This window comes from Streptomyces sp. NPDC059524 (genome assembly GCF_042749255.1).
Lineage (GTDB): Bacteria > Actinomycetota > Actinomycetes > Streptomycetales > Streptomycetaceae > Streptomyces > Streptomyces xanthii.
In genome coordinates, this window is the sequence record NZ_JBHYTK010000074.1 from 1 (window position 1) to 12,668 (window position 12,668).

At 73.2% G+C, this 12,668-nt stretch carries 16 protein-coding genes; 10 read left to right on the top strand and 6 right to left on the bottom strand.

What is annotated here, in order from left to right; genetic code table 11:
• Positions 1–173: 173 nt before the first annotated feature.
• From ACFW9D_RS21215 to ACFW9D_RS21245, 7 genes are all read left to right on the top strand, one after another.
• Complete coding sequence (locus tag ACFW9D_RS21215) at positions 174–455, top strand: hypothetical protein (RefSeq protein WP_188341406.1); 282 nt, start codon at positions 174–176, stop codon at positions 453–455.
• Between the two features lie 101 nt (positions 456–556).
• Positions 557–796, top strand: coding sequence for a chaplin (locus ACFW9D_RS21220; RefSeq protein ID WP_188337587.1), 240 nt, complete (start codon positions 557–559; stop codon positions 794–796).
• 202 nt (positions 797–998) lie between these two features.
• The gene (locus ACFW9D_RS21225) at positions 999–1,496 is read left to right on the top strand and encodes a DUF5949 family protein (RefSeq protein WP_384623828.1); all 498 of its coding nucleotides are present in this window, start codon (positions 999–1,001) and stop codon (positions 1,494–1,496) included.
• A 110-nt stretch (positions 1,497–1,606) separates the two neighbouring features.
• Complete coding sequence (locus tag ACFW9D_RS21230; RefSeq protein ID WP_384623869.1) at positions 1,607–2,152, top strand: vitamin K epoxide reductase family protein; 546 nt, start codon at positions 1,607–1,609, stop codon at positions 2,150–2,152.
• Between the two features lie 61 nt (positions 2,153–2,213).
• Positions 2,214–2,735, top strand: coding sequence for a hypothetical protein (locus tag ACFW9D_RS21235; protein WP_384623830.1), 522 nt, complete (start codon positions 2,214–2,216; stop codon positions 2,733–2,735).
• 122 nt (positions 2,736–2,857) lie between these two features.
• Positions 2,858–3,301: a tyrosinase family oxidase copper chaperone gene (locus ACFW9D_RS21240; RefSeq protein ID WP_384623832.1), complete on the top strand. Its 444-nt coding sequence runs from the start codon at positions 2,858–2,860 to the stop codon at positions 3,299–3,301.
• A gap of 6 nt (positions 3,302–3,307) precedes the next feature.
• A complete protein-coding gene (locus ACFW9D_RS21245; protein ID WP_384623834.1) occupies positions 3,308–4,177 on the top strand; it encodes a tyrosinase family protein in 870 nt (289 codons plus the stop codon).
• A 71-nt stretch (positions 4,178–4,248) separates the two neighbouring features.
• Here the strand turns inward: ACFW9D_RS21245 and ACFW9D_RS21250 are convergent, their stop codons facing one another.
• On the bottom strand, positions 4,249–4,566 hold the full coding sequence (locus ACFW9D_RS21250) for a chaplin (RefSeq protein WP_188337591.1): 318 nt from the start codon (positions 4,564–4,566) through the stop codon (positions 4,249–4,251).
• Between the two features lie 245 nt (positions 4,567–4,811).
• Here ACFW9D_RS21250 and ACFW9D_RS21255 point away from each other — a divergent pair, with 245 nt between their 5' ends.
• From ACFW9D_RS21255 to ACFW9D_RS21265, 3 genes are all read left to right on the top strand, one after another.
• Positions 4,812–6,011 (top strand): FAD-dependent monooxygenase, encoded by a 1,200-nt coding sequence (locus ACFW9D_RS21255; RefSeq protein ID WP_384623836.1) that lies wholly within the window; start codon positions 4,812–4,814, stop codon positions 6,009–6,011.
• Positions 6,012–6,071: 60 nt separating this feature from the next.
• A complete protein-coding gene (locus tag ACFW9D_RS21260; protein WP_384623838.1) occupies positions 6,072–6,260 on the top strand; it encodes a hypothetical protein in 189 nt (62 codons plus the stop codon).
• A 95-nt stretch (positions 6,261–6,355) separates the two neighbouring features.
• Positions 6,356–6,607: a chaplin gene (locus tag ACFW9D_RS21265; protein WP_188337594.1), complete on the top strand. Its 252-nt coding sequence runs from the start codon at positions 6,356–6,358 to the stop codon at positions 6,605–6,607.
• A 75-nt stretch (positions 6,608–6,682) separates the two neighbouring features.
• Here ACFW9D_RS21265 and ACFW9D_RS21270 read toward each other — a convergent pair whose 3' ends face one another.
• From ACFW9D_RS21270 to ACFW9D_RS21290, 5 genes are read right to left on the bottom strand one after another with little or no spacing between them, the layout of a single operon-like run.
• Positions 6,683–7,291 (bottom strand): TetR/AcrR family transcriptional regulator, encoded by a 609-nt coding sequence (locus tag ACFW9D_RS21270; protein WP_188337595.1) that lies wholly within the window; start codon positions 7,289–7,291, stop codon positions 6,683–6,685.
• Positions 7,279–8,022 carry an enoyl-CoA hydratase family protein gene (locus ACFW9D_RS21275; protein ID WP_384623840.1) on the bottom strand — a complete coding sequence of 248 codons (744 nt, stop codon included), beginning with the start codon at positions 8,020–8,022 and terminating at the stop codon, positions 7,279–7,281. The genes ACFW9D_RS21270 and ACFW9D_RS21275 overlap by 13 nt, the downstream gene beginning before the upstream one ends.
• A 7-nt stretch (positions 8,023–8,029) precedes the next feature.
• Complete coding sequence (locus ACFW9D_RS21280) at positions 8,030–9,592, bottom strand: 4-coumarate--CoA ligase family protein (protein ID WP_384623871.1); 1,563 nt, start codon at positions 9,590–9,592, stop codon at positions 8,030–8,032.
• Between the two features lie 44 nt (positions 9,593–9,636).
• Positions 9,637–10,800 (bottom strand): acyl-CoA dehydrogenase family protein, encoded by a 1,164-nt coding sequence (locus ACFW9D_RS21285; RefSeq protein ID WP_384623842.1) that lies wholly within the window; start codon positions 10,798–10,800, stop codon positions 9,637–9,639.
• Positions 10,800–12,668 (bottom strand): acetyl/propionyl/methylcrotonyl-CoA carboxylase subunit alpha, encoded by a 1,869-nt coding sequence (locus tag ACFW9D_RS21290; RefSeq protein WP_384623844.1) that lies wholly within the window; start codon positions 12,666–12,668, stop codon positions 10,800–10,802. The genes ACFW9D_RS21285 and ACFW9D_RS21290 overlap by 1 nt, the downstream gene beginning before the upstream one ends.

Genomic DNA, 12,668 nt, shown 5'->3' on the forward strand with positions numbered 1-12,668 from the left:
GGGCCGGCGGCGCCGGGGGTGCCCTGGCCCCGGCTCAGTGGGGGAGGGCGGGCCGGGGGGGGCCCGGGGGATGGTTCGCCCGTCGGGCGGGCCCTCCGTCGTGCGTTTCCGCAGCCGGGACCGCTCGTTGGACAGGCCGCACTCCCCCCACCCCCGTGACGAAAGTGACGATGATGAAGGTTCTGAAGGCCGCCGCCGTTGTCGCCGGCTCCCTGACGCTGGCCGGCGCCGCCGCTCCCGCCTTTGCCGCCGACGCCACCCCCGCGATGCCGCCCATGAGCCTGAACGGCGCGGTGAACGAGATCACCAGTCAGCCCACGCTCGACGTCGAGCCGGTGAACACCAACCTGCTGGACCCGAAGCGCCAGGACAACGCGATCGGCACCGTCACGACCGCCGCCCAGGCCCTGAACTCCGGCGGCGGCCTCCTCGGCGGCGTCCCGGTCGGCAAGTAGCCGCCCACACCGTCCCCTTTACGGCGGTGTGTCCTTACCAGGTTTCGGACGATCTCGCCCCATACGATCCAAATCCTCTCCCTGTCACGAAAGGTTCTCCCATGAGCACTTCGAAGAAGGCCGCCTTCGTCCTCGCCGCCGCCGGCATCGCCGCGGGTGCCGCGTCGGGTGCCGCGTTCGCCGACTCGGGCGCCGAGGGCGTCGCCGCCCACTCCCCGGGCGTCCTGTCGGGCAACCTGGTCCAGGTCCCCGTCCACGTCCCGGTCAACGTCTGCGGCAACACGGTCAACGGCATCGCGGGCCTCAACCCGGCGTTCGGCAACACCTGCGTCAACAACTGACGCCGACGTCACGCCTCGAAGGCCGGCTCCGGGAACGCTCCCGGCGCCGGCCTTCGGCATTTCCCGTCCCGCATTCCGTCCCATTTCCCGGAACTCTCCTGTACGCACTCGTGTTTGACGCCTTATCGAAAGAGTGGGAGGCGTTCGGCCGATGGAGTGATGTGCGCCCGGGAAACCCGAATGCGATGGCTAGTCTTCTTCGGTGACTTCGACGTCGAGTATTGAGACCACTTTCCGGCCCGGCGATCTGGGCACTCTGGCCGTCATCGCGTGGAGCGGTGAACACGACGACGGGCAGGGCGACATGCCCTTCCTGCTCGCGTACTCGCTGGGCGACTCCCCCGCCGGTCCGGCCGGCTCGGAGGCCGCCGTGCGCGCGCTGCTCGGCAACAACGGGCTGAGCGTCGGCACCGCCGTCCACGACGGCTCCCGGCACCCGAGCTTCCCGGTGTCGCTGCTCGTCGAGGCGGGCCAGGCCGTCGTCACCATGCCGTGGCTGAACGCCCAGTGCCCCGTGCCGCCGGAGTGGATCGCGGCGTCCGAGGCCCGCGGCAGCGCCTACTTCCTGTTCACCGCGCGCCCCTGGTCCGCCGCGCCCGGACAGGCCGTGGACGAGCAGGAGCTGCGGCAGTTCGCCGGCGCCGAGGAGACCCTCACCGCCGCCGCGCACTGCCTGCTGCCGATCCGCCGGCTGCGGTGAGCACCGGACTGCACCGGTCGACGGCGCGGATCGGCCCCCAGGCGGGCCCCTCCGTCCCGGCCGGAGCCGACGCGCCCGCGGGCCGCGCCGCGAGCCGGCCGCTTGCCGCGCTGCTCGCCCTCACCGGCGTCGCGGGCCTGATCGCGTCCTGGGTCATCACCCTCGACGAGTTCGCGCTGCTGAAGGACCCGGACTTCACCCCGGGCTGCAGCCTCAACCCGGTGATCGCCTGCGGCAGCGTCATGAAGAGCGCGCAGGCCTCGGTGTTCGGCTTCCCGAACCCGATGCTCGGCCTCGTCACGTACGGGATCGTCGTCTGCGCCGGCATGAGCCTGCTCACCGGTGCGCGGATGCCCCGCTGGTACTGGCTGACCTTCAACGCGGGCTGTGCGTTCGGCGTCGGCTTCGTGACCTGGCTGCAGTTCCAGTCGCTCTACCGGATCAACGCGCTGTGTCTGTGGTGCTGCCTCGCCTGGGTCGCCACCATCCTCATGTTCTGGGCGGTGACCTCGTTCAACGTGCGGGGCGGCTTCCTGCCGGCCCCGCGCGGCGCACGGGTCCTCGTCGAGGAGTTCGGCTGGGTCATGCCCGTCCTGCACCTGGGCGCGATCGGGATGCTGATCCTGACGCGCTGGTGGAGCTTCTGGACGGGCTGAGTCCGCTCGGCCGGACAGTCGGGGGACTCGCTGGGGGGATTCTCAAGGAGGTCGGAAAGACATGAGCTTCACCCGCTTGACCGTGCGCGGAACGCTGGCCGTGTTCGCGGGCTGCGTCGCGGCCGCCGCGGGCGGTGCGGCCCCGGCCGCGGCCGCGAGCGCGCCCTCCGTGCCCGTCGAGGTGCCGCTCGGCGGTGTCGAGGACGCGCTGCACGTGGACGCCCCGCACCTGAGCACCGCCGCTCCCCTGCCCATCCCCGGCGCGCCCGAGGGCCCGACGTACGACGAGCAGCACCTGCTCCCGCAGGGGATGCTGCCGCGCGTGCCGCTCGGCACCGAACTGCCCGCCACCGCCGCCGAACTGCCGGTGCCGCAGGTGCTGCCGACGGACACGGTGAAGCAGGTCGGGCTGCACACCGAGGCGTCCCCGGTGCACGCCGAGTCGCCCGGCGCCTCGGTGAACCCGCCGCTGACCGGGCCGCGCGCCGAGCGCCTCGGACTGCCGGACCTGTCCGCCCCGCAGCTGGGCCTCGGCGTCCCGGACCTGCGCGCCCAGCCCGGCGCCGACCTCGGCCTCGGCTAGGCACCCCGTCATCGGTGGGCCGGGCGCCGCTCGCCGGCCGGCCCACCCGCCCCGTTCCGCGCGGCGAGCCCAGGACCCGTAGAAGAGAGGCGGCCGTGAATCCCGCTGCGCCCCTGACCGCTGTGCCCTCGACCGATGTGCCCCCGGCCGAGACCGTCACCGCGCCACCCGCGCCCGCCCCCGAGGCCGCCGGGCCGCGGCGGCGGCTGCTCACCCGCCGCAGTGCCGGGCTGATCCTGCTGGGCGGCGGCGCGACGGCCGCGGGCCTGTGGCAGATGGGCCGGGCGGGCACGGACACCGACGGGTCCGCGCGGGCGGCCGCCGCCTTCGACGATAGCTACCGGGGCCGCCGCATCCAGGGGGCCACGGGTCCGGGCGGCGCCTTCGAGGTGCGCGTCGACGGGCGGCCGCTGCATCTGATGCGGCGCGCCGACGGCTCGTACCTGAGCATGGTCGACCACTACACCTCGCACCCGACGGCCCGGGACGCGGCGCGCGGCGCCGTCGACGAGCTGGACGGCCAGACCCTGCGGGCGCACCCCATGTCCACCGAAGCGAAGGTGTGAGGGCCCGTGGCGTACACACGGCAGAACCAGCGGTCCCTGACGAAGGCGCAGAAGCGCCGCTTCGTGGACGCGGTGCTGGCCCTCAAGCGCAGGGGCCGCTACGACGACTTCGTGGCGATGCACATCGACTTCTACCGGGGCGACGGTGACGGCGGGCTGCGGGTCGCGCACATGACGTCGTCGTTCTTCCCCTGGCACCGCAAGTTCCTGCTGGAGTTCGAGCGGGCGCTGCAGCGGATCGACCCGGGGGTCTCGGTGCCGTACTGGGACTGGACGGCGGACCGTTCGCCCGCCTCGTCGCTGTGGGGCGAGGACTTCCTCGGCGGGAACGGGCGGCGCTCCGACCGGCGGGTGACGACCGGCCCGTTCGCACGGAGCACCGGGCACTGGACCGTCCGGGAGGCGGTGACCGAAGGCGACTTCCTGATGCGGGACTTCGGGCGGCCGCAGGCGCCGGTGTCGCTGCCGAGCGCGGCGCAGCTGGCGTCCGCGATGGACGAGACCCGCTACGACGCGGACCCGTGGAACTCGGTGGCCTCGTCCGGCTTCCGCAACAAGCTGGAGGGCTGGCCGGTGCGGCGCGGCTCCGGCACCTGGTTCAACCACAACCTGGTGCACCGCTGGGTGGGCGGGCACATGCTCGGCGCCGGCTCGGTCAACGACCCGGTGTTCTGGCTGCACCACTCGTTCGTCGACCTGTGCTGGTCGCGCTGGCGGAAGAGGCACCCGGACGCCGAGCCGTACCTGCCGCGGCGGGCGCTGCCGATCACCGACCGGCAGCACGACCGGGTGCTCTCGGCGGACGACGTGATGCCGCCGTGGGACACCCCGGTGCGGGACATGCTCGAGCACAGCCGGCTGTACCGCTACGCGTGACGGGTGACATGACAGAGCCCCCGGCTCCACCGTGCCGGGGGCTCTCGTCCGCTGGACGCGGGCGGGGTGCGTCAGCCGCCGTAACCGGCGTCCTCGTAGCCCGAGTCGCCGTAGCCGCCGCCGTTGCCGCCGTCGTCCATGCCGCCACCGCTGTTGTTGACGCAGGTGTTGCCGAACGCCGGGTTCAGGACACCGATGACGTTCACCGTGTTGCCGCAGGCGTTGATCGGGATGTGGACGGGGACCTGGACCAGGTTGCCCGACAGAACGCCCGGGGAACCGACGGCAGCGCCCTGGGCGCCGGCGTCGGCCGCGGCCAGTCCGGCGCCGCTGAGCACCACAGCACCCGTGCCGAGAGCGACAGCGGCTGCCTTCGCGATGCGAGACATCACGTACTCCTTCTGCTTGCCCGTGCGGCCGCGTGGTCGCAGCCGTCGCCTCTTCAACGGCGGAGCAACGGGCTCGTAACGGCTGATACTTGGATACTTCCGGAAAAGGGTAGGAATCATGACCCTTCTGGAGTCACCTTGTGCGCCTCCGGTGGGAGAAATGCGCGATAACTCCCCGAACGCCCCGTCGTTCCTGAAGTAATGACGCGACATCAGGTATCGGTCGGCGAGGAGAGCGAGCGCGCATGAAGGTGATCTGTGTCGGCGGAGGGCCCGCGTCCCTGTATCTGGCCGTGCTCCTGAAGCGCCAGGACCCGGGCCGCGAGATCCAGGTGTACGAGAAGAACCCGGCCGGTGCCACCTACGGCTGGGGCGTCACCTACTGGCCCGAGATGCTCGACACCCTCATGACGCACGACGAACCGTCCGCGCGGAGCGTCGACCGGCACTCGCTGCGCTGGCGCGACGGCGTCGCGCACGTCCGCGACCGGATCACCGTCCACGAGGGCGACGAGGGCCGCGCGATCGGCCGGCACCGGCTGCTCGCCCTGCTGTCCGACCGGGCGGCGGAGCTCGGCGTCGAGGTGACGTACGGACGCACGGTCGCGCCCGACGACGAACTGCTGCGCGGCGCCGATCTCGTCGTGGCCGGCGACGGCGCCCGCAGCGCGCTGCGCACCCACCACGCCGAGCACTTCGGCACCCGCGTCACCACCGGCGCCAACCGCTTCGTCTGGCTCGGCACCACCAAGGTGTTCCGCTCCTTCACCTTCGCGTTCACCGAGACCGAGCACGGCTGGGTGTGGGCCTACGCGTACGGGTTCGACGGCGAGCACAGCACCTGCATCGTCGAGTGCGCGCCCGCCACCTGGGCCGGGCTCGGGCTCGACACGATGGAGCGGGAGGAGGCGCTGCGGCTCCTGGAGAAGCTGTTCTCCGGGCCGCTCGACGGGCACCGGCTGATCGGCCGCACCGACGCCGACGGCCCCTCCCAGTGGCAGTGCTTCCCCACGGTCACCAACGAGACCTGGTCGCACGGCAACCTCGTGCTGATCGGCGACGCCGCCCACACCACCCACTACTCGATCGGCGCGGGCACCACCCTCGCGATGCAGGACGCCATCGCGCTCGCCGCCGAACTGCGCGGCGGACGCCCGCTCGGCCCGGCCCTCGCCGCCTACGAACGCACCCGCAGGCGGGAGCTGCTGCCGCTGCAGAGCGCGGCCCGCTACAGCGCCGGCTGGTACGAGAACCTCACCCGGTACATCGGCCTGGAGCCGCACCAGATGTTCGCCCTGCTCGGGCAGCGGCACTCGCCGCTGCTGCCCTACCTCCCGCCGCAGCTGTACTACCGCCTCGACCGGGCCATCGACCGCGCGCAGCCGCTGCGGGAGCTGAAGCGGCGGCTCGGGCACGGGCTCGCGCGGATGCTGCAGAGCCGCTGAGTCAGATTGCAGCGGCATAACGCACGGTGCCCCGAGCCCGCGGGCTTCGTTGAACAGTCCATGGAGCAGCATACCGTGGAGCAGCAGCACAAGAGCGAGCCGTCCGAGACGCCGATCTACGAGACGGTCGTGCGCCTGTGGAGCTCCCGCGGCAAGACCCTGCCGCGGCAGGCCGCGCCCGTCCGGCCGTCCCGGGGCTGGGTGCGCGTCGAACCGTCGGCGGGCGGACCGGCGGCGCGCGGGTACTGAACCGCGACACGCCCCCGCACGGCCCAATCAGTGGGGGACGGCGACCGCCGTTGGTCAGATATACGGGTCATATCCCCCACCTACAGGGAGAAACGATGCGTCTTCGCGCATTCGCCGCAGCCGCGGCACTGGCCGGCGTCGCCGTGCTGGGTTCCGCGTCCATGGCCTCCGCGCACGACGGTCCTGACGGTGCCACCGCCGTCGGCGTCGCCGAGCACAGCCCGGGCGTCCTGTCCGGCAACGTGGTGCAGGTCCCGATCGACCTCGACGCGAACGTCTGCGGCAACTCGGTCAACGTCCTGGCCCTGCTCAACCCCGCTGCCGGCAACGTCTGTGTGAACGACTGACGCCACCGTCGCACGTGTGCGCCCGCCCCTACCGGTAGGGGCGGGCGCACCCGCGTTCTCTCCGTGCGGAGCGCGTCAGCCGAGCGCCTCGTCGACGATGCGGGCCCACTGGGCGACGACCCGCTCGCGCCGCGCCCCGTCGTCCCTGAGCAGCGTCGCGAGGCCGAGGCCCCGCGCCATGTCGAGCAGGCCCTGCACGGTCTCGCGCGCCCCGGGCCGTGACTCGTCGGCGCCGAGCAGCTCCACCGCCATGCGGTGCGCCTCGCGGCCGACCCGGCCCTCCAGTTCGGCGACCCGGTCACCCAGCTGCGGCTCGTTCGACGCGGCCACCCACAGGTGCAGGGCCGCCCGGAACAACGGGCCCGTGTACAGGTCGACGAGCGAGGCGACGGCCTCGGCGCGGCCCGCCGGGGTGATCGCGCGCAGCGCCGTGGAGCGCTCCTCGGCCACGTACTCGACGGCCGCCGTGAACAGGTCCTCGCGGGTCGGGAAGTGGTGCTGGGCCGCACCGCGGGAGACCCCGGCGTGCTCGGCGACGACGGAGACCGTCGACCCGGACCAGCCGCGCTCGGCGAGGCAGGCCACGGCGGACTCCAGGAGCCGCCGGCGGGTGGCCCGCGAGCGGTCCTGCTTCGGGGGCGTCGCGGCGCGTGAGGTCGCTGCGCGGGGGGTCACCACACCCATGCGGGGTCCCGTCGTTCGAGGAAGGCCGTCATCCCCTCCCGGGCCTGTTCGGAGGCGAAAAGGCGGGCGGACAGGTCCTGCAGGGTCCGCGTGTCCCGGTCGAAGGCTTCCAGGACCTTAACCGTGAGCAGTGCTTTCGTCTCGGCCAGGGCCTGCGGCTCGGCTCTGCGCAGTCCGTCGAGGACGGGGGCGAGCGCCGTGTCGGCGTCGTCGCCGGACGCGGTGACGAGCCCGATGCGGGCGGCCTCCGCGGCGTCGAACCTCTCGCCGGTCAGGTAGTAGCGGGCGACCGCGCGCGGGTCCAGGCGGGGCAGCAGCGGGAGGGAGATCACGGCGGGGGCGACCCCGATGCGGACCTCGGTGAACGCGAACGTCGACGCGGTGGCGGCCACGGAGATGTCGCAGGCGCCGAGCAGGCCGAGACCGCCCGCGCGGACGTGCCCGGTGACCCGGGCGACGACGGGCTTCGGCAGTTCGACGACGCCCCGCAGCAGTCCGACGAGGGCGTCGGGGTGCGGCGGGTCGCGCAGGTCGGCGCCCGCGCTGAAGGTGTTGCCGGTGTGGGTGAGGACGACGGCCCGGACGCCGGGGTCCTTGCCCGCGTCGGCGAGCCGCTCGGTGAGTTCGGCGACCAGGGCGTGGGACAGGGCGTTGCGGTTGCCCGGCGAGTCGAGGGTGAGGGTGGTGACGCCGCGGTCGTGGGCGGCGCGGATCAGGGGTTCCTCGGGCATGGCGGGGTCAGCTCTCCCTCAGCAGGCGGCGCAGGATCTTCCCGGAGGCCGCGCGGGGCACGGCGTCGGTGAAGGCGACGCGGCGGATCTTCTTGTACGGGGCGACGTGACCGGCGACGAAGGCGAGCACGTCGTCCTCGGTGAGGGCCGGGTCGGCGCGGACGACGAAGGCCTTCGGGATCTCGTTGCCGTCCGCGTCCGGGGCGCCGACGACGGCGGCGTCGGCGATGCCGTCGTGGGTGAGCAGCAGGGCCTCCAGCTCGGCGGGGGCCACCTGGAAGCCCTTGTACTTGATCAGCTCCTTCACCCGGTCGACGACGAACAGCCAGCCGTCCTCGTCGACCCGGCCGACGTCACCGGTGTGCACCCAGCCGTCGGCGTCGATCATGTCGGCGGTGGCGTCGGGCCGCCCGAGGTAGCCCTTCATGACCTGCGGGCCCCGGATGAGGATCTCGCCGGACTCGCCGGGCGGGACGTCCTCGGCGGGGTCGTCGAGGGACACGATCCGCATCTCGGTGGAGGCGATGAGCTTGCCGACGGTGCCCGGGGGCGGGTTCTTCGCGGCGAGCGGGACGACGTGGGTGCCGGGCGACAGCTCCGTCATGCCGTAGGCCTGGCCGACGGGCGGCAGGCCCAGGCGGCGCGAGCAGGCCTCGGCGAGGTCGGCGTCCAGTGGGGCGGCGGCGCTGATCAGGTACTTCAGGGAGGAGAGGTCGTAGCCCTCGACGGCCGGGTGCTTGGCGAAGGCCAGCACGATCGGCGGGGCCACGTACAGGGCGGTGATGCGGTGCTTCTCGATCGCGGCGAGGAAGGTGTCGAGCTCGAAGCGGGGCAGGACGACGACCGTGGCGCCCTGCCGCAGCGGGGCGTTCATCAGGGCGGTGAGGCCGTAGATGTGGAAGAAGGGGAGGACGGCGAGGACGCGGTCCTCGGGTCCGGCCGGGATGAGGGGTTCGAGCTGGGCCAGGTTGGTGGCGATGTTGCGGTGGGTCAGCATGACGCCCTTGGGGACGCCGGTGGTGCCGGAGGAGTACGGGAGCGCGGCCACGTCCTCGGCCGGGTCGACCGGCACGTGCGGTTCGGGGGCGTCGGTGCCGAGCAGGTCGAGCAGGGAGCGCAGGCCCGAGTCGCCCGCGGGGTCGCAGACGAAGATCTCCTGGATGCCGCCGGCCAGTTCGGCGGCGGCGCGGGCCGGTGCGGAGAGCGGGGTCACGGAGACGATCCAGCGGGCGCCGGAGTCCTTCAGCTGCTTGGCGAACTCCTCGGGGGTGGCCAGCGGGTGCACCGTGGTGACGGCGGCCCCGGCGCGGGTCGCGGCGTAGAACGCGACCGGGTAGGCGATCGTGTTGGGGCTGTGGAGGGCGAGGACGTCGCCGGGGCGGACGCCCGCCTCGGCGAGGCCCGCCGCGATCCTGCGGTGGTACTGGTCGACCTGCGCGTAGGTCAGGGTCGTGCCCGCCACCCCGTCGACGAGGGCGGGGGTGTCACCGCGCGCGGCGGCACCCCCGAGCACGGCGTCGTGGATGGGTTCGTCGACGTGCTCGACGTCCGCGTACTCACTGAAGAACACCATGCCAACTCCTCGTGCGGTCAGGGCTGTCGGAAGGCAGCGACTCAGTACGACTTGGGCAGGCCCAGGGTCTGGTGGGACACGTAGTTCAGGATCATCTCCCGGCTGACCGGTGCGATACGGGCCACGCGGGAGCCGGTGATGAGGGAGGCGAGGCCGAACTCGCGGGTCAGGCCGTTGCCGCCGAGGGTGTGCACGGACTGGTCGACGGCGCGCACGCAGGCCTCGGCGGCCGCGTACTTGGCCATGTTGGCGGCCTCCCCGGCCCCCATGTCGTCGCCGGCGTCGTACAGGTGCGCGGCCTTCTGCATCATCAGGCGGGCCAGCTCCAGTTCGATGTGGACCTGGGCGAGCGGGTGGGCGATCGCCTGGTGGGAGCCGATGGGGGCCTTCCACACGGTGCGGTCGCGGGCGTACTCGACGGCGCGGCCCACCGCGTAGCGGCCCATGCCGATCGCGAACGCGGCGGTCATGATGCGCTCCGGGTTGAGCCCGGCGAACAGCTGGAGCAGTCCTGCGTCCTCGTCACCCACGAGAGCGTCGGCGGGCAGCCGCACCTCGTCAAGGGTCAGTTCGAACTGCTTCTCCGGAGCCTGGAGTTCCATGTCGATCTGGCGGCGCCCGAAGCCCGGGGTCTCGCGCGGGACGATGAAGAGGCAGGGCTTGAGCTTGCCGGTGCGGGCGTCGGAGGTGCGGCCCACGATGAGGGTGGCGTCGGCGATGTCGACGCCTGACACGAACACCTTGCGGCCGTTCAGGACCCAGGTGCCGTCGTCGTCCTTGCGGGCGGTGGTGGTGATGCGGTGCGAGTTCGATCCGGCGTCGGGCTCCGTGATGCCGAAGGCCATGGTGCGGCTGCCGTCGGCGAGGCCGGGCAGCCAGGCCCGCTTCTGCTCCTCGGTGCCGAAGCGGGAGATCACGGTGCCGCAGATCGCGGGCGAGACGACCATCATCAGGAGCGGGGAGCCCGCGGCGCCCAACTCCTCGAGGACGACGGACAGTTCGTAGATGCCGCCGCCCCCGCCGCCGTACTCCTCGGGCAGGTTGACGCCCAGGTAGCCGAGCTTGGCGGCCTCGGCCCACAGCTCCTCGGGGTGGCCGTCGGATCCGGTGACGCGGGTCATGTAGTCGCGGCCGTAGCGCTTGCCGAGTGCGGCGACGGCGGCGCGCAGGTCCTGGTGCTCCTGGCTTTCGAGGATCGTGCTCATCAGGGCGTTTCCTCCACTACGAGGGCCACTTCGGCCAACAGGGATCCCACCTCGACCTGGCGGCCGACGGCGGCGTGCAGGGCGGTGAGCGTTCCGGTGGCGGGGGCGCAGATGCGGTGCTCCATCTTCATCGCCTCCAGCCAGATCAGGGGCTGCCCCTCGGTGACGGCGGCGCCCTCGGCGAGGCCGTCGGCGAGCCGGACCACGGTGCCGGGCATCGGGGCGAGCAGGGAGCCGGGGGCGCGCTGCCCGCTCGGGTCGGTGAAGCGGGGCAGGGCGGTGAGGGCGGTGCCGTTCACGTACGCGCGGTCGCCGTACGCGGCGACGGCGTACCGGCGCCGGACGCCGCCCGCCTCCAGGACGACGAGTCCCGGCGAGGCGGAGACGACCTGGACGCCGTCGGCCTCGAAGCCGCCCGCGCGGGTGTGCCGGTAGCGGACCTCGTGCTCGGTGCCGGCGGGTTCGGTGCGGTAGGCGCGGGTCTGGGGCTGCGAGGGGACGTTGCGGAAGCCGCCGAAGCGGGAGCGGGCGCGGGTCGCGGCGGCGAGGGCGGCGGCGAGCGGCGCGTAGGGGTCCTCCTCGGGGGCGGTCAGTTCGTCGAGGTGGCGCTCGTAGAAGCCGGTGTCCATGCGGGCGGCGGTGAACTCGGAGTGCCGCAGGGACCGTACGAGCAGGTCGCGGTTGGTGACGGGGCCGTGCACCTCGGCCCGCTCCAGGGCGCCGGCCAGGGCGCGGACCGCGGCGGCGCGGGTGGGGGCGTGGGCGACGGCCTTGGCGAGCATCGCGTCGTAGTGCACGCCGATCGCGTCGCCGTCGGTGTACCCGGTGTCGAGGCGGACGGTGCCGGGCACGGCGAGCCGGTGCAGGGTGCCGGTCTGCGGGGCGAAGGCGGCGGCCGGGTCCTCGGCGTAGAGGCGGGCCTCGACGGCGTGGCCGCGCGGGGCCGGGGGCTCGGGGTCCAGGGCCTCGCCCTCGGCGATCCGCAGTTGCAGGGCGACGAGGTCGAGGCCGAAGACGGCCTCGGTGACGGGGTGTTCGACCTGGAGCCGGGTGTTCATCTCCAGGAAGTGCGCGGCGCCGTCGGCGACGAGGAACTCGACGGTGCCGGCGCCGGTGTAGTCGACGGCCCGTACGGCGCGCTCGGCCAACACGCCGACCTCTTCCAGGAGTCCGGCGCTCAGGCCGGGCGCGGGGGCCTCCTCGATCACCTTCTGGTGGCGGCGCTGGAGGGAGCAGTCGCGGGTGCCGAGCACCCACACGGTGCCGTGCGTGTCGGCGAGGACCTGCACCTCGACGTGGCGCCCGCCCTCGACGTACGGCTCGACGAACACCTCGCCGTCACCGAACGCGGACAGCGCCTCGGCCCGCGCGGCCGCCAGCTCCCCTTCGAGGTCGGCCAGTCGGCGGACGACGCGCATGCCGCGCCCGCCGCCGCCCGCGGCCGCCTTCACGAGCACCGGCAGTTCGGCCTCGGTGACCTCGCCCAGGGGCGCGATGCCCATGAGCTGCTTGGCGCGCGTCTTGGACGCCATGGCCTCGATCGCGGCGGGCGGCGGGCCGATCCAGGCGAGCCCGGCGTCCATGACCGCGCGGGCGAAGTCCGGGTTCTCGGAGAGGAAACCGTAGCCCGGGTGCACGGCGTCGGCGCCCGCGTCGAGCGCGGCCTTCACGACGAGCTCGGCGCGCAGATAGGTGTCGGCGGGGGTGGCCCCGGGGAGCCGTACGGCGAGGTCGGCCTCGCGCACGTGGAGCGCGTCCGCGTCCGGGTCCGAGTGCACGGCGACGGTACGGATGCCCAGCTCACGGCAGGTACGGAAGACACGGCAGGCGATCTCGCCGCGGTTGGCCACAAGAACACTGGTGATCAC